Source organism: Lysinibacillus sphaericus, from assembly GCF_002982115.1.
Lineage (GTDB): Bacteria > Bacillota > Bacilli > Bacillales_A > Planococcaceae > Lysinibacillus > Lysinibacillus sphaericus.
The window spans coordinates 3,486,923-3,510,978 of sequence record NZ_CP019980.1 but is presented as its reverse complement, the minus strand read 5'-3'; the positions used below and the strand labels follow the sequence as shown (position 1 = coordinate 3,510,978).

Genomic DNA, 24,056 nt, shown 5'->3' with positions numbered 1-24,056 from the left:
AGCAGTGCCATTATTAAGTATTATTGTGCCTATTTATAATGTGGAGCTCTATTTACGGCAATGTTTAGATAGTATTTTAAGACAAACATTTGAGGACTTTGAATTAATACTAGTCAACGATGGCTCAACAGATAATAGTCCCAACATATGTGACGACTATGCTGCACGTGATGCAAGAATTATTGTTGTGCATAAAGAAAATGGTGGCCTTGTTAGTGCGCGCAAAGCGGGTCTAAGCATTGCGAAAGGAAAATATATTGGCTATGTAGATAGTGATGATTGGATTGAAGCGGACATGTATCAAGCACTATGTGATGCAGCACAGGCTTTTAACGTAGATATTGTTATTTGCGATATTATAGAAAATTATCAAGATTATGAAGTTAAAGCTACGCAAGTTGTGAAACCTGGATTATATCAAAAGGATAGGATGATAGAAGAAGTTTACCCGATTATGCTGTATGCGGGGCAATACTATCAGTTTGGATTATTTCCTTCTGTTTCAAATAAACTATTTAAAAAGTCACTTCTTGAAAAATTTCAATATCAAGTGGACGATCAAATACGCATGGGGGAAGATGTTGCCTGTACATATCCAAGTTTACTTAATGCGAAAAGTATCTATTTATTAGACAAAGAGTATCTTTATCATTATCGCCAAAATCCTTCTTCTATGACAGCTAGCTATGATCAGCAGTTTTTTGAGAAAACACTTGTCTTATATAAACATTTGAGAGAGTTATCCCCTGCCCCTTATTTCGTAAATCAACTACAGTATTATTTGACCTATTTAGTGATTGCAGGAGTCCAGAATGAATTGCATCGAGAGAATGAGAAAACCTTACGTGAAAAAAGAGCCTTTCTCAAAAAAATGCTTAAACATCGCGACATTAATGAGGTGTTACAGGCAATTTGTCTAAATAAATTGCCATTCAAAGTGAAACTAATCATTTTGTTATTAAAGAGACAATCTATTTTTTTACTATATGTATTGGCTAGGGTCAAACAAAAAACCAATATTAGTAAGACTATAAAGGGAGCAAAATGAGAACAAGGAAAATTTTATTAAACTTATTTTCCAATGTCGTGTTGCAAGTTGTTACCGCCGTGATGAATTTTATTTTGCCTCGATTATTTATGACGACTTATGGTTCTGCTACGAATGGACTTGTTACATCGATTAAGCAATTTTTAGGTTATTTAAAAATTGTAGAAGCGGGTATCGGTAGTGCATCCGTCGCAGCACTTTACAAACCATTAGCTATGAACGACAAAGAACAGATAAATGGCATCCTTTCAGCCACGCATTATTTTTATCGACGTTCGGGTATGATTTTTGTTGTATTAGTAGCCTTGTTGGCTATGTTCTATCCGCTGTTGGTAAAGGAAGATGTGTCACCTCTAACCGCATTTTATATGGTGCTGATTTTAGGTATCAGTGGTGTATGGGAATATTTTTTGATTGGGAAATATTACGTTTTGCTAACAGCAGATCAAAAAAGCTATATTGTGTTCCGAATTCAAACATGTTTATTAGTTGTTAGTACAATGCTATCCCTAACTTTACTAACCCTTGGCTTTTCAATCATTATTGTAGTTGGCAGTTCTAGCATTCTTTTATTACTAGATATTCTTTTTTTAAAAGTATATGTCCAAAAAAAATACCCATATTTTAATAGTAAAGTAACACCAAATACACCAGCTATAAAAAAAAGATGGGATGCTTTAATCCATCAAATCGCCTCGCTTGTTGTTTTTAATACACCGTTTATGTTAATTACCATTTTTCTTGGACTTGCAGAGGTTAGTGTATTTACTGTATACAATATGGTATTTAATGCTGTTACATTATTTATTTCAGCTTTCTCCGGTGCGATGTTAGCAGCCTTTGGAGACATACTTGTAAAAGAAGAAAAAGAGGCACTGCAACGACATTTTCATCATTTTGAATGTATTTTTTTTGCAGTCGTTGCTTTCGGTTACACATGTACAGCTCTGTTAATTTTGCCTTTTATCACGATTTATACAGCGGGTGTTGAGGATGCAAACTATATAAGACCATGGTTAGCTGCACTCTTTGTCCTAGTAGGCATTGCCAATGCAATACGAATTCCTGCGAATACATTAGTGAATTCGGCAGGGCATTTTAAAGAGACAAAAAATCAAGCTATGATTGAAGCGGCCATTAATCTTTCTGTGTCCTTTGTTTTAGTGCAATTTTTAGGGGCGGAAGGCATTTTAATAGGCGGACTGTGTTCGTATGCCTATCGTACTTGTGACTTAATCTTATATACATCTAAAGAAATATTAAAAAATTCTGTACGTATTACGGTTAAAAAAATAGCGCTGAATTGTATTTTGGCATTTATCGCGGCATCCCCATTTTTATTTTTAATCGAACTACATATTGTGAGCGCAAAGGCATGGTTTTTAGCAGCTATATGCATTTCTTTATGGACCATTTTAGTAGTTGTGATGGGGAATTTTATGTTCCAACCTACAACGATGCGGGAAATTTTGCTGCATTTAAAACGTGTAATTTCCAATGACTAGTAGCGTTCTCTTGATAATGAGGAAGGCATACAAGCTAGAACACTCGAATGAAAATAGATGGATTGCTTAGAAATGGCAGGTGGAAAAATGAAGCCAGTTGTGAAGGAAATATTTTTACTAAGGTTTGTCGCCTGTTTAGGAATTGTTTTAATGCATAGTGTCACTTTAGGGTTGGACTTGTTCGATATAGAGAAAAATACAATATATATTGTACTAACATCTATTCAATTAGCATTGATGTTTGGAACACCTGTCTTTATTTTTATTTCGGAGTTTGTTATTGCTTATTCCTATCCACATCAACTGCCAAAAAAATTTTATAAAAAACGTTTTAACTATATTTTTCTTCCGTTTATTTTTATCGGTTTTTTGGATGCGGCTTTTCATTCAATAAGCATGACTAATGTTGAATTTGATAAGAAGATTATTTTAAATTTTTTTGAAGGTGATTTCCACGGGTATTTTATCGTGATCGTCTTTCAGTTTTATTTTTTACATCCATTATTTGTGAAATTTGTTGTATCCAAATACCGTGCTTACCAAGTGATTATGACGGCATGTCTTGTTAATTTTTCTTACCTTGCAGTCTTTAATTTTTTCGATCCTTTTCGGTATTTATCGTTCCTTCCTTATCTAGAAGTGGAATGGAATGTGTTAAATAAGATGCCATTTCCTGCTTGGATTGCCTATTTTGTCGTAGCTTATTATTGCGGTAAAAACTATGAGCAGTTTTTATTGATACTCCAGCGATTGCGTTATTTCCTACCGAGTGTAGGTATACTTACACTCGGTATATTACTCGCCAGTCAATGGTCTGGCTTGATTACTGAAGTTCACTCCAAGAGGATTGATGTAATCCCCTATACATTGAGCGTAGCCTTTCTATTGTTCTATATTGCAAATAAAGTAAGGCACATGCCTAAGTTTGTTATTTTTATTAGCCGTTACTCATTTGGGATTTATTTACTACATCCTCTTTTTATTATTTTACTAAAAACTATTTTTATAAAATTTATAGATGATGTAAGTGTATTTACTGTTATTATCACTACATTTTTATGCAGCACGATATGTTCTATCTGTGCTACGTATTTACTGAATAAATGGCGGTTTGGTCCTTATTTAGTAGGGCAAGTACATGCGGAAGAAAGCTTAGCCAACGACAAAAAAACTGCTGGTAAAACAAAACAGGTACTTCATCAACGTTAATGAATGTCAGTTGGATAAGATGCTTTAAGCTGAAAAGAGAAATCAAAGCAAGCGAATGCAAACAAGGGATATAATTTAGTGATGGTTTTTCTTTATATTTTGCGATTGATGAAGAAAAAATGGTAAACTCTAATGAGTGTTATTGATAGAAAGAGTGGTTTTGTAAAATGAAAGTAATTTTTATTGGAGATATCGTCGGTTCAATTGGCCGAGATGCGGTAGAAAAATATTTACCACGATTAAAAAAGAAGTTTAGTCCAGATGTTGTCATTGCAAATGGTGAAAATGCAGCAGCAGGTCGTGGGATTACACGTAATATTTATAATGATTTATTACAAATGGGTGTAGATGTTATTACTATGGGTAACCACACTTGGGATAATAAAGATATTTTTGATTTTATTGATGATGCTGATTATTTAATTCGACCTGCGAACTTTTCGTCTGAGGCACCGGGTAAGGGCATGGTGCAAATTGCGAAAAATGGCGTTACATTATCGGTTATTAATTTACACGGTCGTGTATTTTTGCCACCGCATGAAGATCCGTTTGCAATGGCTGAACAATTGATTGAAGAAGCTCGTAAAACGTCACCGCTTGTATTTGTGGATTTCCACGCAGAAGCGACAAGCGAAAAAATAGCGCTTGGATGGCACTTGGATGGTAAGGCATCGGCAGTCGTTGGAACGCATACGCATGTGCAAACAGCAGATGCACGCATTTATCCTAACGGTACTGCTTATATTACAGACGTAGGTATGACTGGCCCGTATGATGAAATTTTAGGCATGACAAAGGAAAGTGTAATTTACAAGTTCCAAACAAATATGCCGTCTCGTTTTGAAGTACCGAAAAAGGGTCGTGATGTGTTAAGTGGCTTTTTTGTTGAGATTGATGACAAGACAGGAAAGGCATTGCGTTGTGAAAGAATTTATATTAATGAGGACTATCCGTTTCAGGCGTAAGATCAACTACTGTGCATTTTTCATGTGCAGTAGTTTTTTTGTTGTGTCGAGCTAATTTAACGAAAGAAAATAACTCGTTTTTTAAGGCTTTACAATATATAAGAATTGAAAAATAGTCTATTTTCATATTGCCGAGCATAAAATGAGCTACGGACAATAACTTGGGGACCAAAAAGGGGGACATGAGTTGTTGAGCGTAAACACTATTCGCGAAACGGGGAGGAATAATTGTGGATTCATTAAAAGTATCGTCACGCTCTAATCCAAATTCAGTTGCAGGTGCATTAGTCGCGGTAATAAGAGAAAAAGGGCAAGCAGAAATGCAGGCAGTTGGGGCAGGTGCACTTAACCAAGCCGTAAAAGCAGTGGCCATTGCACGCGGATTTGTAGCGCCAAGTGGCACAGATTTAATTTGCGCTCCGGCGTTTGCCGATATTTTGATTGCAGGCGAAGAACGTACAGCCTTAAAGCTGCTAGTAGAAAAACGTGTTCGATAATAAAGTAGAACTTTAATCGGTGGGGGGAAACCCCCACCGATTATTAGTGCCAGTCACCGAAACAATTCTGAATATTTATCGCTCTGTCAGTAGGGCGAATAAAGTAAAAATCCACGAATGCTCCTGTGGGATACACACAACGTACAAGCCTCGTAAAATTGAGGGTTGCGGCTTGTGTCGTGCCCGCAAAAAGCGAAGTGGATTTTTTTTACGTGCCAGTCACTCATGCAATTTATACAATTATTTAGCACTTGAAATTAGTGAGTTAATTTTTTATACTTAATTGATTGAAAATTACAATTTTTTGAACAGCATTTTCAGTCAAAGGTCTGAATTTCGTCTAATTCATTGAATAACAATAGTGTAGACCGTTTCTTCGTGTTAAACTTATGAAGGAAAAAAATAATAGTATACATTGGATTTAAGGAGTTGTTGAGATGTTACATCAGCTTTCGTGGAAAGTCGGTGGGCAACAGGGTGAAGGGATTGAGAGTACAGGTGAGATTTTCTCGATGGCAATGAATCGTCTAGGTTATTTCCTATACGGTTATCGTCACTTCTCTTCTCGTATAAAAGGTGGCCACACTAATAATAAAATTACAGTTCGTCCAACAGAAGTACGTTCCATTGCGGATGATTTAGATATTTTAGTGGCGTTCGATCAAGAAACAATCGACGTCAATTATAAAGAATTAACAGAAAAAGGGATTATTTTAGCCGATGCAAAATTTGAACCTGTAAAGCCAGAGGATTCAAAAGCGCCATTATTTGCTGTACCATTCACAGAAGTGGCAGCTGAACTAGGTACAACGTTAATGAAAAACATGGTTGCTATTGGAGCTACTGCTTCACTTCTAAACTTAGAAGACGCTGTGTTCCAAAATGTTGTGGATGACATCTTCGGTAAAAAAGGTGAAGAGGTTGTTCAAAAAAACATGGAGGCCATTGCGCGCGGTCATGACATGATGAATGAATTATTAGGCGATCGCGTTGGTGAGTGGGCATTAGCGCCAGCTGATGGTAAACGCCGTATGTTTATGATCGGTAATGATGCAGTAGCACTTGGGGCATTAGCTGCGGGTACTCGTTTTATGGCAGCTTATCCAATTACACCTGCCTCTGAAATTATGGAATACCTTATTAAAAAATTGCCAAAATTCGGTGGCGCTGTGATTCAAACAGAAGATGAGATTGCTGCAGCGACGATGGCGATTGGGGCAAACTTCGGTGGTGTCCGTTCATTTACAGCGTCAGCAGGTCCTGGTCTTTCACTTATGATGGAAGCAATCGGTCTTTCAGGTATGACTGAGCAACCTCTAGTGGTGATCGATACACAACGTGGGGGCCCATCTACTGGCTTACCAACGAAACAAGAGCAATCTGATTTAATGGCAATGCTTTATGGTACGCATGGTGAAATTCCAAAAGTGGTGATTGCACCTTCTACAATGGAAGAAGCATTCTTTGATACTATTCAAGCGTTTAATATTGCAGAGGAATTACAATTGCCAGTTATTTTAATGACAGATTTACAATTATCACTTGGTAAACAAACGGTTGAACCATTCGATTACAATAAAATTGAAATTCGCCGCGGTAAAATTGTCACAGATGATATTGAAGCTTCAGCTGATAAAGCTTACTTCAAACGTTATGAAGATACAGAAGACGGTATTTCGCCGCGTGTGTTACCAGGTCACTTAAATGGTATCCACCATGTTACTGGTGTTGAGCACGATGAAACAGGGAAACCATCTGAAGCAACGGGCAATCGTCGTGCACAAATGGACAAACGCTTCCGCAAGCTAGAAGCCCTGAAGTTTGATACACCAGTTTACAAAAATGCACCACATGAAGAAGCGGATGTTTTATTAGTAGGCTTTAACTCAACACGTGGAGCGATTGAAGAAGTACAAGAGCGTTTAAACGCACAAGGCATGAAGGTGAACCACGCGCATATCCGTTTAATTCACCCATTCCCTTCTGCTGAGATGGCACCTCTTGTAGCGAAAGCGAAAAAAGTAATCGTTGTGGAAAACAACTACACAGGTCAATTAGCTAATATTATGAAAATGAATATTGGTGGTCACGATAAAATTGAGATGATTACAAAATATAACGGTACACCATTTTTACCAGGTGAACTAGAAAATAGAGTGAAGGAGTTGACTCGCTAATGGCAACATTTAAGGATTTTCGTAATACAGTGAAACCGAACTGGTGCCCAGGATGTGGCGACTTCTCTGTGCAGGCTGCGATTCAACGCGCAGCAGCAAATGTAGGCATTGAACCAAACGAGCTAGCTGTTATTTCTGGAATCGGCTGTTCAGGTCGTATTTCAGGTTACATTAATTCATATGGTTTCCACGGTATTCATGGTCGTGCATTACCAATTGCACAAGGCTTGAAAATGGCCAATCGTGATTTAAACGTCATTGCCTCCGGTGGTGACGGAGATGGTTTTGCGATTGGTATGGGTCATACCATTCATGCCATCCGTCGTAACATCGATATCACATACGTTGTGATGGATAACCAAATTTACGGTTTAACAAAAGGGCAAACATCTCCACGCTCGGCTGCTGGATTTATTACAAAATCAACGCCAGGTGGTGCAATTGAGCCATCATTAAAACCATTGGAAGTAGCTTTAACAAGTGGTGCAACGTTTGTGGCTCAAGGCTTCTCTACGGATATTAAAGAATTAACAGCTATAATTGAAGCGGGCATTAACCATAAAGGCTTTTCTTTCATCAACGTATTTTCACCATGTGTTACTTACAACAAAGTGAATACGTACGATTGGTTTAAAGAAAACTTAACAAAGCTAGCTGATATTGAAGGTTATGATAATGCTGACCGTGGCATGGCAATGCGCACAGTAATGGAGCATGAAGGCTTAGTAACAGGTATTATTTATCAAGATAAAGAAACAACTTCTTATCAAGAAAAAGTACCTGGCTACGCTGAGTTGCCATTAACGGATATTGACATTAAAATGAGCGAAAATGAATTCGATGCACTTGTGCAGGAGTTTATGTAAATAAAAACATTGAAAGCCACTATGCTCGATTGAGGCTTTCAAAATGAAGACAGAAGGCAATTAAGATGGAATATCTTAACGCCTTCTGTCTTTTTGTTTGAGTGTCAGGCACCCAAACAATTCTGAATTTCTGAGGGAGGTGCCAGGCACTCAAACAATTTTCGGCGGGAAAGTGGATGTGATGTCCACTAATCCTCAATCTTCAACCGTTAAGCTATTTATTTTATTGGTATACCTAATATAGTTGCATGTTTGGGTAGAGTTACCTCTCTCCTACATGTTTAAACCTTACAAAACAACACTTGCTATAAAAATTAAAAATAAAATCAATATCAGCATGAATCGCACTAAAGCATTTCTAATTTCTTCTTTATTTTTCGCTATTTTCACTTCTTTTCTATATTTGAACCAACTAAATAATATTGCAACTGTCATAAGAATAAATATGTAAATCTTCATATTATAATCATTCCTCTCATGAAATTATTTAGTTACAAAAAATAAATACACAACAAGTTAATCAAACTTTAAAACTAATATTTTTAATAATATATCTATGATGGTTATCAATCAATTCACATCTATAACCTTTAGTTTTTAGGAAATATAGAACATATATGACGTGTCACTTTATCCATTGCTCACCACTGCAGGGCTGCACGATTGCCCGTAGAAAGGAAGGGCCTGCAACGAAAATCAACAGATTCTTACAATGTTTCATCAAGTATCTGCAACCCAATTTTTAATAGTAGAAATCCATCCAATGATTAATAGGGGGTGTGTGCGGGTAAAATTAAATGAAAAAATGATACAATAAAAGAAAAAAAGAGGCGATGTTCGTGAATAATATCATTGATTTTATTGCGAAAAAAAAGGAACGAGAAGAACGACAACGTGCGCAAGATTTAGAACGCTATGTTGCAACACATTGTAAATTTCACCAGCCAGAAAATATCGATGCACTCGTTGATGGGAAAATGATTGAAGTGAAAGATCATACATTGTTTTTAGGTTTTCTATCTATATTAAAGGATGAACAAATTGAGCCGCTACATATTTTTCAGGACGTTTTTACATTAGAACCTGTCCGTTTTGAAATGGCCTATAATATGAAATGGTGGTCAGTTGTTCAACTTGCTTTTACATTTTTAACGATTTTAAAGGAAAATGAACCGCATACATATGCAGATTTTCTAGGACTTTCTTGATTCATCTAGGGTGTGTGCACGTCTGAAAACTAAACAAACGTGCGCATACGTAACTGGATTCCTCCTTATCTTCTTGATAGAATAGCATCTTTTATATAACTCCCCTACGACTTAAAAAACTTCACATAAATTTATAAACAATCAATATTTTTTACTAAATATTTTAAATCCATCCATACTTGCTTAATGTTTGTTTTATAAGATTACTGTTGTAAGCAAATAAAAATAAACATAAACAAATGGAGGGTCCAACTCATGGCAATTCAAAAGCTATGGAAGAAAAGTTTAGTTGGTGTATTAGCAATTTCTATGTTAGCAGCATGTTCTGACAGTTCGTCTAATGCAAATGACATCAAAAGTGATTTAACGCTTGATGAAATTACAGAAAAGGCAAAACAAGAAGGTACTGTCAATTCAGTCGGTATGCCGGACACATGGGCAAACTGGGTAGAGACATGGCAAGAGCTTGAAACAGAGTACACTCTCAAACATCAGGACACAGATATGTCGAGTGCAGAGGAATTAGCGAAGTTTGAAGCAGAAAAAGACGATGCAACAGCCGATATTGGCGACGTAGGAATTGCCTTTGGTCCAATCGCTAAAGATAAAGGTCTAACATTGCCATACAAAACTTCCTATTGGGATGATATTCCTGACTGGGCAAAAGATGAAGAGGGCCATTGGATTGTTGGTTATACAGGGACAATTGCATTTCTAACAGATAAAAACAATGTGAAAAATCCCCCAACGTCTTGGGAAGATCTTAAAAATGGCGACTATCATGTCAGCATTGGAGATGCATTAACTGCAAACCAAGCACAATTTGCGATATTAGCTGCAGCAATGGCTTTCGGTGGAGATGAATCCAATATTCAGCCGGGTATCGACTTTTTTGCGGAATTAGCAAAACAAGGACGCCTACAAGGTGATCCAACAGTCGCTAATTTAGAAAAAGGAGAGATTGATGTTGCAATTTTATGGGATTTCAATGCACTAGGTTATCGTCATCAAATCGATGAGCAACGTTTTGATGTAGTCATCCCATCGGAAGGCTCTGTCACATCAGGCTACGCAACTGTTATTAATAAATATGCAAAAAATCCACATGCTGCAATGTTAACACGAGAATATATTTTATCGGATGCAGGACAGGAGAACTTAGCAAAGGGTTATGCCCGACCAATTCGTGAAAATGTGCAATTACCTCAAGAAGTAAAGGATTTATTATTACCAGCAGATATGTATAAAAATGCGCAACCTGTTAGCGACCAAAAGCAGTGGGAGGAAACAACAAAGCAAATTCCACAAATGTATCAAGAGCAGGTATTAATCCATGCCAAATAATAACAAAGTTGTCCTCATTGTTGTTGATGCACTTCGTTTTGATACTGCCTGTACACATATGGGCTTTATGCAACATTTAGTAGAACGCAAGATGGCCTCGCGTTTTGAAGTACGTTCGGAAGTACCATCACTATCGAGACCATTATATGAAACGATTTTAACGGGCACTCCACCAATTGTTCATGGCGTCACGAGTAATATGACGGTGCGCTTATCAACACAAAATAGTTTATTCCATTTAGCACAGTCCAATGGTTTATCGACTGCAGCGGCTGCCTATTATTGGGTAAGTGAACTTTATAATCGTGCACCCTTTCAACATATGGAAGATCGTTTACAATTCGATAAACAGCTACCGATTGAAAATGGCTTGTTTTACTTTGAGGATCATTATCCTGATAGCCATTTGTTTGCAGATGCCGCATGGTTAATGGACCAAAAACAACCAGATTTCTTATATATTCATCCGATGAATGTAGATGATGACGGGCATAAATTTACAGCAAATTCAGCGCAATATCGTAATCGTGTATTAGCTGTGGATGCCCTATTGTCGTTGTTTATACCCAAATGCATGGCGCAAGGATATGATGTCATTGTGACAGCAGATCATGGGATGACAAGTGATGGTAATCATGGTGGGACAACGATGGAGGATCGACATGTACCGATGTTTGTCATCTCTCAAACAGTGAAAGCAGGTATAAAAGACGGTGTAGTATCCCAGCTACAAGTAGCACCTCTTTGCTGTCACCTGCTAAATATAGCGCCTTCAGAGGAAATGGTGCCATTACTATTAGAGGGAGTTCAGACAGTAAAATAAAACATTGAATAATATCAGGGAATTTTGAACAATTTTCATTATAAATTTGAAAGCCGAAGAGCAACAAAATCTTTAAGTTAGAAAGTAGTGATTGTTTTGATTTCTAAGCGGCAATCGTTTGCCTGGCTTACACCTTTCTTATTACTTGTTCTGTTATTTTTCCTTGTGCCTTTACTGTATATGCTGATAACGAGCTTTAGTAATAGCGAAGGATTTACGTTAGCACAATACAAATCTGTCTTAACGAATACGTATATTTTACAAGGTTTTAAAAATAGTTTGACATTATCCGTTATTTCGGCTGTGATTGCGCTCGTCGTTACATTGTTTGCAGTGTATGCCATTACGCACTTTTCACAGCCGGTACGGGAGAAAATTTTAATACTTACCAATTTAACATCAAATTTTTCAGGTATTCCTTTAGCTTTTGCGTTTATTGTATTGCTTGGGAATAGTGGATTATTTACTTTGCTATTTGATAAGTGGGAAATTGGCGCTTTATCGTCATTTTCCCTTTATAGCTGGAGTGGTCTATTACTCATTTATATTTATTTTCAACTGCCATTAGCATTGATGCTATTGTATCCAATTTATGATGGTATTCAGCAGCAATGGAAGGAAGCAGCCGCTCTTTTAGGAGCTTCTACTTTACAGTTTTGGCTGAAGGTAGGGATACCTGTTATGTTACCAGGGATTGTTGGAACCTTTAGTGTGTTGTTTGCCAATGCAATGGGTGCCTATGCATCTGCTTACGCTTTGACAAATAGTAATTACAATTTAGTGGCCATTCGTATTGGAGCACTCATTAAAGGAGATATATTTGCACAACCCGAGTTGGCAAGTGCGATTGCTGTATTGCTAGCGGTAACAATGGTAACTGCCATGCTGATAAGTGAATGGAGCATTAAAAAGACGAGGGGGAAATTATAGTGAAAAAAAGAAGTTTAGCTAATATCATTTTCCTCTTTTTAATGTTGTATTTGCTATTACCGATTGTAGCGACAATGCTGTATGCTTTTTCGTCAAAGTGGCATAAAAGTATTTTTCCCGAGGGGCTAACATTCAAGTGGCTGGCTACACTGTTTCAAGATACGGCATTTATGCAAGCATTTGGCCGCTCTGTCCTCCTTGCGGGAGGGGCAGTTATCATCGCACTAATCGTTATTGTCCCTGCAATTTTTGTCATCGTTTTGTATTTTCCAAAGTATGAGAAATGGATTCAAGTTGCCGTTGTAATGGTCTATTCATTTCCAGGGATTATTTTAGCTGTTGGCTTGATTCGGGTGTATTCAACAATAGGTGTACCCATGATCTTGGTCGTATTGGGTGCCTATGTAATCGGTATTTTGCCCTATATTTATCAAGGCACGCGCAATAGCTTGCGTAATGTAGATGCAAGACAGCTATTGGATGCTGCGCAATTATTAGGCGCAACGAAAACACAGGCATTTACGAAAATACTGTTGCCTACCGTTTATCCAGGCTTGTTTGCAGGTGCATTATTATCGTTTTCCGTACTATTTGGAGAATTTGTACTTATTAACTTAGTCGTCGGCTCACGCTTTGAAACGGTACAAATTTATTTAATGAAAAAGCTAAGTACGAGCGGTCATATTGCTAGCGCAGTTGTCTTTATTTATATCGTTCTGATGGGCTTATTAACGTTCGCTATTGCGATATTAACGAAACGTTCGAAAGGTGCGACGAATTTATGAGCTATATTGTGATTGAAGGACTTCATAAAAAATATGACCAAACAACTGTCTTATCCAATATCAATATGACAATTGAAAAAGGTCAATTAATTACGCTTTTAGGGCCGAGTGGCTGTGGGAAAAGTACCATTTTGCGTATTATTGCGGGCTTAACAAATGCTACAGCAGGAGAAATTCAATTGGAAGGACAAAACATGAATGGTGTCCAACCGAAAGAGCGCCAAGTGGGCATGGTTTTTCAATCTTATGCGCTATTTCCCAATATGACTGTTAAAGAAAATATAGCATTTGGTTTGCGGATGCAAAAAGTTAATAATACAGAGCTAGAACAACGTGTACAAGAAATGCTCCATATCGTCCATTTGACAGAAAAAGCGAATGCTTATCCAAAGGAGTTATCCGGCGGGCAACAGCAACGTGTAGCGCTTGCACGTGCGCTTATTGTGCGACCGAAAGTATTGCTTTTAGATGAACCTCTTAGTGCACTTGATGCCCAAATACGAAAAAAATTGCAGACCGATTTACGGGCAATACAACGCAAGCTTGGCATGACGATGATTTTAGTAACACATGATCAAGATGAAGCTATGGCTGTGTCAGACAAAATATTTGTGATGAGTAATGGGCAAATTGCGCAATATGGTACACCGACAGAGATTTATACAAATCCACAAAGTGAATTTATCGCCAATTTCATTGGTCATTATAATGTTATTCCTAGACAAGTGTTAGAGACAATGATTGGAGAAAAATTACCTGGGGATAATAACAAGTTTGCCATACGACCAGAAGCTCTTCATTTAGAGATGATGGAAGGTGACCTTTGCCTTCGCGGTGTAGCGACACAGTCACTCATGAGTGGCAATATTATCCGTACAACGCTTGAAGGTGACTGTATGTTTACAATGGAGCAGTTACATCAACGTGGGCATACGCTTGAATTGGGTAAAAACTACAACTGTTATGTAGCGAAGGAAGATGTGATTGCACTGTCATGACATATGCAAAAATTGAACGTTTTGAATTTATTTTAAAGCAGTTAGAGCTTGATGGCAAAATTATTGTAGCGAATATTGCTGAGACACTGCTCGTAGCACCTGAAACAGTTCGTCGAGATTTGGATGAGCTAGAACAACAGCATTTATTGACCCGAGTGCATGGAGGGGCAATCAAATATACCAACGTTCGAACGGAGCCAGCATTTTTGCGAAAACTGCAAATGCATAAAGAGGCGAAATGTGCTATTGCACGTCAGGCTGCTCAGCGTATCTGTGATGGAGATACGATTGCCGTTGATACAGGGACGACAACAGTCCATATAGCGGATTACTTAATGGCAGTTGATGATATTACGGTTGTCACTAATTCTATTGCCGCCGCCGCACAGTTTAATCTCGCCATTGAAGAAAGACGGATGACAGGGAAAGTTATTTTACTAGGCGGTACAACAAATCCAAGGCAAGCTTCAGTTGCGGGTGCGATGACGTTGGAATGGTTAAGTCATATGAACTTTGATAAGGCATTTTTATCATGCGGGGGCATCCAGGATGGCATTGTCTATGATTATGATTTAGATGAATCCTTGATTTCCCAAAAAATGCTCCAACAAAGTAAGAATTGTATATTACTAGCGGATGCATCAAAGCTTAATGGCAAATCATTTTATCAAATTTGTGATTTGGCACAATGTACGGAAATCATGTGTGATATGGCTTGTCCTGAGGAATGGCAAGCGTACGAAGAACAATGGACAGTATGTAGTGGAGGGAAGAGTTGATGACAATTGATTATCATGTACATTTAGAGGAGGGTCCTTATTCTTTTCGTTGGTTGGAGCGAACTTCACAAGCTATAGCCAATTTTCATGACCTAAAAAATGTTGACAATGGCTCGAAAGCTTTAATGGAGTGGCAAGTGGCAACGCTTGCTAAAAGATTGCATAATGGCTGTTATAGTGAAGAATGGCTCGATTTGTATTTACAACGGGCAAAGCAACTTGGTTTACGAGAGGTAGGCATTGTGGATCATTTGTATCGGTTTAAGGAAACGCGCCCCTATTTTGAGCGTTATATGCAATTGGATGAATCAACAGAAATCGGTCAACTCCAACGATACTGGCTAAATAGTGTGATGACAGAAAGTATGGACGATTTCGTAAAGGCAATTGACAAGGCAAAGGACAAATGGCGTCAGCACGGTGTTGAGTTAAGATTAGGGATTGAAGCGGATTATTTTGTAGGCGGTGAAGAAGAATTGACTGCGCTCCTACAAGGGCATCCGTGGGATTATGTAATTGGCTCGGTTCATTTTATAGATGGCTGGGGTTTTGATAATCCACAAACGGAGCATCTATTTAAAAAGATGGACCAGCCAACTTTACAGATGACGTATACACAGTTTTATAACACTGTTGTGCAAATGATTCAGTCTAATATGTTTGATTTTGTAGCTCATTTGGATAATTTTAAAGTCTTTAATTATCATGTGCAGGATGAGGCGTTTAATCTTTTATGGTATGAACAGATTGCACAGGCGCTTGTCACAACACAAACCGCTACAGAAATAAACGCAGGATTATATTATCGCTATCCCGTTAAAGAAATGTGCCCCGGTCCACTATTTTTGCAAGTTCTCGTGAAACGAGGTGTCGAGTTTACCGTATCTTCAGACGCCCACTTCCCAGATGATTTAGGAAACTATACATTTGCCAATACAGATTGGCTAAAAACTTTGGGTGTCAAAAAGCTTTTGGGCTTCCAACAACGCACCAAGAAATATCTCGAGCTTTAACGAAGATCACCGTTGATACTTGTCATCGGTGATTTTTTCTGTTGCAAGCAGTGGCAACTAGATTTTACAAAAGAGGAAATGTCGAATTCTTCTGGCTAAGAAAGTGTATTTAAGTCAAAACCACGACATTTAGTACGCAAACCTTGTAGGAAGTAGTAATCATTCAGTATAATAGTAAAATGGGAATTCGAATGCACGGATTTCGTTTGAAAGGAGTTACCTGACCTGCAATGAATGAGGAACAACGCTTAACAAGTCAACAAGTCAATCAACCAAAAAAAGAAGACAAGCCTGAAAAGGATTATAGTAAATATTTTGAGAAGGTCTTTACGGCACCTTCATTAAAAGATGCAAAAAAACGTGGCAAAGAAGAAGTGAAATATCATAAAGACTTCCAAATTGCTGAACAATTCGCTGGCATGGGTGAAGGGCGGACGTTTTATATCCGTACGTACGGCTGTCAGATGAATGAGCATGATACAGAAGTAATGGCTGGTATTTTTATGCAACTTGGCTATACTTCAACTGACATTATCGAAGAAGCAGATGTGGTGTTACTGAATACATGTGCGATTCGTGAAAATGCAGAAAACAAAGTATTTGGAGAGCTTGGTTTCCTGCTAAAATATAAACGTAAAAATCCAGAAATGTTAATTGGCGTCTGTGGTTGTATGTCACAGGAAGAATCCGTAGTCAATAAAATTTTAAAAACGTATCCACACGTCGATATGGTATTTGGTACGCACAATATTCATCGCCTACCAAATATTTTAAAAGAAGCGTATATGTCGAAAGAAATGGTTGTGGAGGTTTGGTCGAAAGAGGGCGACGTTATTGAAAACTTGCCGAAAAAACGTCTAGGTTCCATAAAAGCTTGGGTCAATATTATGTATGGCTGTGACAAGTTTTGTACGTACTGCATTGTACCTTATACACGTGGTAAAGAACGTAGTCGCCGTCCAGAGGAAATCATAGCAGAAGTGCGTGAGCTAGCTGCTGCAGGCTATAAAGAAATCATGCTATTAGGGCAAAATGTCAACGCTTACGGCAAAGATTTTGAGGACATGGATTATCGACTTGGTGATTTAATGAATGAATTGCGAAAAATAGATATTCCACGTATTCGCTTTACAACAAGTCACCCGCGTGATTTTGATGATCATTTAATCGAGGTATTGGCGAAAGGTGGCAATTTAGTTGAACACATTCACTTACCGGTACAATCAGGCTCAAATGACGTATTAAAAATTATGGCGCGCAAATATAGTCGTGAGCATTTCCTTAGCTTAGTAGATAAGATTAAAGCCGCTATCCCAGGTGTTACATTAACAACGGATATTATTGTTGGTTACCCAAACGAAACGGAAGAGCAATTCGAAGAGACGTTATCTTTATATCGTGAAGTAGGCTTTGATATGGCCTTTACGTATATTTACTCTCCTCGTGAAGGAACGCCAGCCGCTAAAATGGTTGATAATGTACCTGAAGAGGTGAAAAAGGAACGTCTACATCGTTTAAATGCTGTCGTACAAGAATATTCTAGAAAAGCGCTAGAAGGCTTGATGGGCGAAGTGGTTGAAGTGTTAGTAGAAGGAACAAGTAAACGTCGTGATGATGTGCTTGCTGGCTATACGCGTAAAAATCGTCTCGTGAATTTTAAAGCACCTTCAGAGTTGATTGGTCAGTTAGTGAAAGTAAAAATAATAGAGGCTACTTCTTATTCATTAACTGGTGAATTTGTGGAAGTAGTAAAAAATGAAAAGGTGGAAGCGTAAATGACTCAAGTATTGTATACAAAAGAAGATTTAATTAAGAAATCCCATGAAATTGCGCATATGATTGCCAATACACCAGAAGTTGAGTTTTTCAAAAAAGCGGAAGCACAAATTAATGAAAACCAACTTGTTCGTGAACGTATTGCAAGTTTAAAAAGCTTACAAAAGCAAGCAGTAAACTTTCAACACCTAGGTAAAGAAAAAGCGTTAAAAATGATTGAAGACAAAATTGCAAAAATTGAAGAAGAAATTAATGCTATTCCTGTTGTGCAGCAATTTAAAGAATCACAAGGCGATGTCAACGACTTATTACAATTAGTATCAAATACAATTGCTAACAATGTGACAAACGAAATTGTACGTTCTACAGGTGGCGATGTGTTACGTGGTGAAACGGGTTCGTATGTACAAAATACACAGCCAGGTAGTTGCTCATAAATAATAGAAGAAACAGCTCGAATGACAGCATTCGGGCTATTTTTATGCCGAAATTTAGAAGGGAATCTACACTGAATTAGAGCCTCTGTGACCGCTGTTGAATAAAAAATTGTAGAAAGTAAATCAATTAGATTCTATGAAATCTGTTCACCCAATGGGCGCTACCTGCATATGATGGAGTGAAAAGAGTCGAAGGAGGAATTGCGCTGAAACGTTTACGACAAATCGTGACGAAAGCAGTAGTTGCCAAAGGGAAGAAGAGAACAGAAGAACGTGTAACGTTATGTCCAACAAATAAACCGACGAGCATTCTCGGTTGCTGGGTAATCAACCATACTTGTTCAGCAAAAAAAGTCGGTAAATTTGTAGAAGTGTCAGGAAAGTTTGATGTTAATGTATGGTATGCTTATAGTAATCATTCGAAAACAGCAGTGTTTTCAGAAACGGTTCACTATAAAGATAAGGTAAAGCTGCATTTTAGAGATGGCGAAGTAACAGTTGGCGATGATGTACGTGTGCGTGTGATACAAGAACCAAATTGCATGGAAGCGATAATTTCTCCATGTGGCACGAAATTTGAAATTGTAGTAGAGCGTGAGACGATTGTCGAAGTAATGGGTGAAATGACAATTTGCATTAGTGTACATCCGCTAGATTTCGAAGAGGAATGGAGCTTTAATGACGAAAGCTCATCTTCATCTTCATCGTCATCCTCGTCTAGTTCTAGTTCTAGTTCGTCTAGCTCAAGCAGCGATGGTAGGTTTGTTTTAGAGTCCTCATCGTTTCCTGATGAACGACCAAGATAAATCACAAGATGATATTTTTTTGATACATGCGAAATGCTAGCATCTTTACAAAGGTGAAATAAGCGTTTCGCATGTATCTTTTGTTATAATAAAACTAACAATCAGAGGATGACGTCTACTTGTCTTTGAAGAAAATCGTTGAGGGTGAAACTTTGAATCGTACAGGATCGTTGCTAAACAAACACTTAGCCCCAAGCATAAGCGCTGGAGAAGACGTACTGATGCGTCAAGGTTCGCTATTACAATGAAGGAAGTAACGAAAAGGGTGTGCACATAGAGGCAACACATAAAATGATTTAGACATAAATATGCCAAAGCATATTTGATTTTAGTGCAAGAGCGAGGGAATTTATATATGACAACCTATACACCAATGATGCAACAATATTTGCAAGTCAAGGAAGATTATCAGGATGCTTTTTTATTTTTTAGATTAGGTGACTTTTACGAAATGTTTTTTGAAGATGCCATTAATGCATCACAACTATTAGAAATTACATTAACGAGTCGAGATGCAGGTGCCAAGGAGCGTATTCCGATGTGTGGCGTGCCACATCACTCGGCTAAAAATTATATAGAAACACTTGTGCAAAAAGGTTATAAAGTTGCAATTTGTGAGCAAACAGAGGATCCAAAGCAAGCAAAGGGCGTAGTCAAACGTGAAGTAGTCCAACTGATTACTCCCGGTACCATTATGGAAGGGAAGGCGCTAGATGGTAAAAGCAATCATTACATTGGCGCAGCAGAACAGCTGGATGCTACTACATTTGGCTATGCCTACTTGGATTTATCTACAGGTGAAGCGATTGCCTCATCCATTGAGGGGGATGGGAAAGCCCTTCTTATGCAAATGCAGGCATATGGTATTCGAGAATTAATCGTGACGGAGAGCTTACAGCTTTTGTTAGCAGAACATGCAATCAATGTCGGCATTGTACTATCCGTTGAAGAAGACGAAATGGCGATGGACAAAGCAGCCAGCTATTTAGAAGCAGTGCCAGCAACTATACAAGTGGCCTGCCTGCGATTACTTCATTATATAGATAAGACACAAATGCGGTCACTTTCGCATATTCAAGCCTTTACCTTTAATGAAATGAAAAACTATTTACGTATTGACTCTAGTTCGAAACGAAATTTAGAGCTTATACAATCCATTCGTGGCGGCGACCAAAAAGGTACGTTGTTATGGCTATTAGATGACACCGTTACTGCAATGGGGGGGCGCAAGCTGAAACAATGGCTACATCAACCATTAGCCTCACGTTCAGCTATTGAGGCAAGACTTGCAATGGTCAGTGATTTATTAGAAGAATATTTTGTAAGATCAGAATTACAATCTTCCTTAAAACAAGTCTATGATTTAGAACGTTTAGCGGGTCGTGTAGCTTTCGGTAATGTAGGCGGTCGTGACTTAGCACAGCTTCGTGATTCATTACGTCAAGTTCCAATTATTCAACAACAGCTAATTGGAGCACAAAAAGAAACATTGCAAAAGCTAGGGGCAACACTCGATACATGTGCGGACGTTGAAGCTTTATTAGCGCGTGCTATAACAGATAATCCGCCGATTACCATTAAAGAAGGCGATGTGATTCGTGATGGTTATAACGAACGATTAGATGAACTTCGCTATGCATCTCGCAATGGGAAGGACTGGATTGCCCAGTTAGAACAGGAAGAACGTACAAAAACAGGCATTAAAAACTTGAAAATTGGCTATAACCGCATTTTTGGCTACTATATAGAAATTACAAAGTCCAATATTCATTTGGCGGATTTAACACGCTATGAACGGAAGCAAACACTTGCAAATGCAGAGCGTTACATTACGCAGGAATTAAAAGAAAAAGAGGCACTTATTTTGAATGCAGAGGAAGAAAGCTTAGCTTTAGAGTACAACCTCTTCGTTGAAATTCGTGAACAATTAAAATCATATATTCCACGGGTACAAGCACTAGCTGCGAGTATAAGTGAATTAGATGTATTGCTTAGCTTTGCAAGCGTCTCAGAAAAATATCGTTTTACAAAGCCAGAATTTCACGCGGGTCGTGCGCTAGAAATTATTGAAGGTCGTCACCCTGTAGTTGAGAAAATGCTCAATAAGCAAATGTATGTACCGAATGATTGCGTACTTGAAGAAAATCACAATATGATGCTCATTACTGGGCCGAATATGTCCGGTAAAAGTACATATATGCGCCAAGTTGCTCTGATTGTTGTAATGGCACAAATGGGATGCTATGTACCAGCGGAAAAGGCACGATTACCAATTACAGATCAAATTTTCACACGGATTGGAGCTGCAGATGATTTAGCTGCTGGACAATCAACATTTATGGTAGAAATGCTAGAATCACAGCATGCGATTATGCATGCCACTGAAAATAGCTTAATGCTGTTTGATGAAATTGGTCGAGGTACTTCTACGTATGATGGAATGAGTCTTGCGCAATCCATGATGGAATATATTCATGACAAAATAGGTGCCAATACCCTTTTCTCGACGCATTATCATGAATTGACAGCTTTAGAAAAGGATTTACCTCGATTACAAAATGTGCATGTTTCTGCCACTGAAAAGAATGGCACGGTTGTCTTTTTACACAAGGTGAAAAAGGGAGCGGCCGATAAGTCTTATGGCATTCATGTGGCGCAATTGGCACAATTACCAGAGGAAATTTTATCGAGAGCTCGTATATTGCTCGAAAACTTTGAAGCAGGAAAAGCATTACCGGTATCACAAGAGGTCGTTGAACAGCCCGTGCAAATGTCATTATTTACGGAACAAGAGCCGTTGCCTTCAGCTGAGGCTGAAGTATTGAGAAACTTGGAGAAGGTGAATATCCTTGGTACTTCACCAATGCAGGCTATGAATATCTTATACGAATTACAACAGCAATTAGTCAACGCTAAAAAATAAAGGAGTGATGCGCCATGGGAAAAATTCAAATTATGGACGCATGGCTTTCCAATAGAATTGCTGCGGGAGAAGTAGTAGAACGACCGGCATCTGTTGTCAAGGAACTAGTCGAAAATGCGATTGATGCTGGCAGTACGTCCATTGATGTTTTTTTACTAGAAGCGGGACTCACTTCAATTCAAGTGATTGATAATGGTAGTGGGATGGATGAGGAAGATGCACTAATCTCTTTTTCACGCCATGCAACAAGTAAAATTCATCAGGAGCATGATTTATTTCGTATCCGTACGTTAGGATTTCGCGGGGAGGCATTAGCATCCATTGCATCGGTATCCAAAATGACGATGATTACTTCAACTGGCGAATCAGGCACGTATGTAGAGTTAGAAGGGGGACATGTCACAACCCAAAAGCCCGGTCCTTTACGAAAAGGAACGGATATTACAGTGGCACAGCTATTTTTCAATACCCCTGCTCGTTTAAAATATATGAAAACGATACAAACCGAGCTTGGGCATACGATAGATTTGATGAATCGGCTAGCACTCGGTAATCCACAAATTGCCTTTCGATTGCTACATAACGGTCAGCAATTATTGCAGACGAATGGACGAGGTGATGTACAGCAAGTCCTAGCAGCGATTTATGGCGTGCACAACGCCAAAAAAATGGTACCGTTTCACGGCGAGTCTCATGACTATAAGGTGACGGGTTACGTGTCTTTACCAGAGGTGACACGTGCTTCCAAAAATTATATGTCGCTGTTTGTGAATGGGCGTTGGGTCAAACATTATTTAGTGCAAAAGGCCATTATCGATGCCTATCATACGTATTTACCGATTGAACGTTTTCCAATCGTAGCGCTCTTTATTGAAGGGGATCCTTATTTAACAGACGTCAATGTCCATCCAGCCAAACACCAGATTCGTTTAAGTAAAGAACCAGAGCTACTTAAACTGATTGAAGAAACGATACGGGGCAAAATTCGCGATGTTATGCGCGTTCCACTTATGGAGAAGAAGGAAAAGATTGCAAAACCTGCAACGGAACAGCTGAACATGTGGAAGCCTGTACCGCAACTTGATGTAGAAAAAATGAATGCTATCGTTGAAAAGCTTTATGATGCGCAAACAGTTCAGGAATCTAGCATATTACCGATGGAAGAACCTGCACCTACAGTGATAGAAGAGCACTGGCAACCAATTCAACCAATCGAAACCAATCAGATAGAAGAAGCGTCATCAAACGACCATATGGACTTTTTAAATGAGGAGCCTCAAATAGTAGAATCTCCAATGAAAGAGCCTAAAAAAGAACCATTTCCTGCGCTTGAAGTAGTAGGACAAATACATGGCACTTATATTGTTGCGCAAATGGAGGACGGTTTTTATTTAATCGACCAGCATGCAGCGCAAGAACGTATTAAATATGAGTTTTACCGTGAAAAAGTAGGACAAGTAAATCCAAATGAACGGCAAGCATTATTACTGCCATTGACCTTCCATTATGCAGCAGACGAGGCACTGATTCTGCGTGAAAATAGACAGCAGCTAGAGGCCGTTGGTGTGTTTTTAGAGGATTTTGGACAGTCATCATTTGTTATTCGTGAGCATCCTAGCTGGTTTCCAAATGGCGAGGAACAGGACATCATTGAGGAGTTAATCGAGCAAGTTTTGACCACAAAAACAGCAGATGTCAAAAAAATGCGGGAGGCGGCAGCCATTATGATGAGCTGTAAAAAGTCTATCAAGGCCAATCATTATTTGACGAAAGAGCAAATGGTTGCGTTATTAGATGATTTACGTAGAGCGGATAATCCGTTTACTTGTCCACATGGTCGGCCGGTGTTAATCCATTTTACAACCTATGAAGTGGAAAAAATGTTTAAACGGGTAATGTAATAACAACGAAGCATACGCGTTCGTATTGTAACCAATATCCTTAAAAGAAGCCTACAGCGATTTCGA

Annotated in this window: 20 protein-coding genes; all 20 read left to right on the top strand. The window is 38.4% G+C overall.

Going from position 1 to position 24,056, the window contains the following annotated elements; translation table 11 throughout:
* The first annotated feature begins 4 nt into the window (after nt 1-4).
* The 20 genes from LS41612_RS17410 to mutL all read left to right on the top strand — a co-directional run bounded on the left by LS41612_RS17410 (nt 5) and on the right by mutL (nt 23,990).
* Complete coding sequence (locus tag LS41612_RS17410; protein ID WP_024361954.1) at nt 5-1,048, top strand: glycosyltransferase family 2 protein; 1,044 nt, start codon at nt 5-7, stop codon at nt 1,046-1,048.
* Complete coding sequence (locus tag LS41612_RS17405) at nt 1,045-2,553, top strand: lipopolysaccharide biosynthesis protein (protein WP_024361953.1); 1,509 nt, start codon at nt 1,045-1,047, stop codon at nt 2,551-2,553. Before LS41612_RS17410 ends, LS41612_RS17405 begins: the two co-directional genes overlap by 4 nt.
* A 57-nt stretch (nt 2,554-2,610) precedes the next feature.
* Nucleotides 2,611-3,762, top strand: a complete 1,152-nt coding sequence (locus tag LS41612_RS17400; protein WP_233433807.1) for an acyltransferase family protein — start codon at nt 2,611-2,613, stop codon at nt 3,760-3,762.
* Nucleotides 3,763-3,929: 167 nt separating this feature from the next.
* The gene (locus LS41612_RS17395; RefSeq protein ID WP_024361951.1) at nt 3,930-4,727 is read left to right on the top strand and encodes a TIGR00282 family metallophosphoesterase; all 798 of its coding nucleotides are present in this window, start codon (nt 3,930-3,932) and stop codon (nt 4,725-4,727) included.
* 230 nt (nt 4,728-4,957) lie between these two features.
* Nucleotides 4,958-5,224, top strand: a complete 267-nt coding sequence (locus LS41612_RS17390; protein WP_010858535.1) for a stage V sporulation protein S — start codon at nt 4,958-4,960, stop codon at nt 5,222-5,224.
* A 437-nt stretch (nt 5,225-5,661) separates the two neighbouring features.
* A complete protein-coding gene (locus tag LS41612_RS17385) occupies nt 5,662-7,401 on the top strand; it encodes a 2-oxoacid:acceptor oxidoreductase subunit alpha (RefSeq protein ID WP_024361950.1) in 1,740 nt (579 codons plus the stop codon).
* Nucleotides 7,401-8,267 carry a 2-oxoacid:ferredoxin oxidoreductase subunit beta gene (locus LS41612_RS17380; protein ID WP_024361949.1) on the top strand — a complete coding sequence of 289 codons (867 nt, stop codon included), beginning with the start codon at nt 7,401-7,403 and terminating at the stop codon, nt 8,265-8,267. The genes LS41612_RS17385 and LS41612_RS17380 overlap by 1 nt, the downstream gene beginning before the upstream one ends.
* An 833-nt stretch (nt 8,268-9,100) precedes the next feature.
* Nucleotides 9,101-9,475, top strand: coding sequence for a 2-oxoglutarate ferredoxin oxidoreductase subunit beta (locus tag LS41612_RS17375; RefSeq protein WP_227665416.1), 375 nt, complete (start codon nt 9,101-9,103; stop codon nt 9,473-9,475).
* 255 nt (nt 9,476-9,730) lie between these two features.
* Nucleotides 9,731-10,819 carry an ABC transporter substrate-binding protein gene (locus tag LS41612_RS17370; RefSeq protein WP_024361947.1) on the top strand — a complete coding sequence of 363 codons (1,089 nt, stop codon included), beginning with the start codon at nt 9,731-9,733 and terminating at the stop codon, nt 10,817-10,819.
* Nucleotides 10,809-11,642 (top strand): alkaline phosphatase family protein, encoded by an 834-nt coding sequence (locus LS41612_RS17365; RefSeq protein ID WP_024361946.1) that lies wholly within the window; start codon nt 10,809-10,811, stop codon nt 11,640-11,642. Before LS41612_RS17370 ends, LS41612_RS17365 begins: the two co-directional genes overlap by 11 nt.
* A gap of 99 nt (nt 11,643-11,741) precedes the next feature.
* Nucleotides 11,742-12,572, top strand: a complete 831-nt coding sequence (locus tag LS41612_RS17360) for an ABC transporter permease (protein ID WP_370510656.1) — start codon at nt 11,742-11,744, stop codon at nt 12,570-12,572.
* Nucleotides 12,572-13,357, top strand: a complete 786-nt coding sequence (locus LS41612_RS17355) for an ABC transporter permease (RefSeq protein WP_024361944.1) — start codon at nt 12,572-12,574, stop codon at nt 13,355-13,357. The genes LS41612_RS17360 and LS41612_RS17355 overlap by 1 nt, the downstream gene beginning before the upstream one ends.
* Complete coding sequence (locus LS41612_RS17350; protein WP_024361943.1) at nt 13,354-14,355, top strand: ABC transporter ATP-binding protein; 1,002 nt, start codon at nt 13,354-13,356, stop codon at nt 14,353-14,355. The genes LS41612_RS17355 and LS41612_RS17350 overlap by 4 nt, the downstream gene beginning before the upstream one ends.
* Nucleotides 14,352-15,134, top strand: a complete 783-nt coding sequence (locus LS41612_RS17345) for a DeoR/GlpR family DNA-binding transcription regulator (protein ID WP_024361942.1) — start codon at nt 14,352-14,354, stop codon at nt 15,132-15,134. The genes LS41612_RS17350 and LS41612_RS17345 overlap by 4 nt, the downstream gene beginning before the upstream one ends.
* Complete coding sequence (locus LS41612_RS17340; protein ID WP_024361941.1) at nt 15,134-16,147, top strand: histidinol phosphate phosphatase domain-containing protein; 1,014 nt, start codon at nt 15,134-15,136, stop codon at nt 16,145-16,147. The genes LS41612_RS17345 and LS41612_RS17340 overlap by 1 nt, the downstream gene beginning before the upstream one ends.
* Nucleotides 16,148-16,377: 230 nt before the next feature.
* Nucleotides 16,378-17,922 (top strand): tRNA (N6-isopentenyl adenosine(37)-C2)-methylthiotransferase MiaB, encoded by a 1,545-nt coding sequence (gene miaB / locus LS41612_RS17335; RefSeq protein ID WP_024361940.1) that lies wholly within the window; start codon nt 16,378-16,380, stop codon nt 17,920-17,922.
* The gene (locus LS41612_RS17330; RefSeq protein ID WP_024361939.1) at nt 17,923-18,360 is read left to right on the top strand and encodes a YlbF/YmcA family competence regulator; all 438 of its coding nucleotides are present in this window, start codon (nt 17,923-17,925) and stop codon (nt 18,358-18,360) included. It abuts the gene before it with no gap.
* A 179-nt stretch (nt 18,361-18,539) separates the two neighbouring features.
* Nucleotides 18,540-19,166 (top strand): outer spore coat protein CotE, encoded by a 627-nt coding sequence (gene cotE / locus LS41612_RS17325; protein WP_172583015.1) that lies wholly within the window; start codon nt 18,540-18,542, stop codon nt 19,164-19,166.
* A 355-nt stretch (nt 19,167-19,521) separates the two neighbouring features.
* The gene (gene mutS / locus LS41612_RS17320; protein ID WP_024361937.1) at nt 19,522-22,089 is read left to right on the top strand and encodes a DNA mismatch repair protein MutS; all 2,568 of its coding nucleotides are present in this window, start codon (nt 19,522-19,524) and stop codon (nt 22,087-22,089) included.
* 14 nt (nt 22,090-22,103) lie between these two features.
* A complete protein-coding gene (gene mutL, locus LS41612_RS17315) occupies nt 22,104-23,990 on the top strand; it encodes a DNA mismatch repair endonuclease MutL (protein ID WP_024361936.1) in 1,887 nt (628 codons plus the stop codon).
* Nucleotides 23,991-24,056 lie beyond the last annotated feature (66 nt).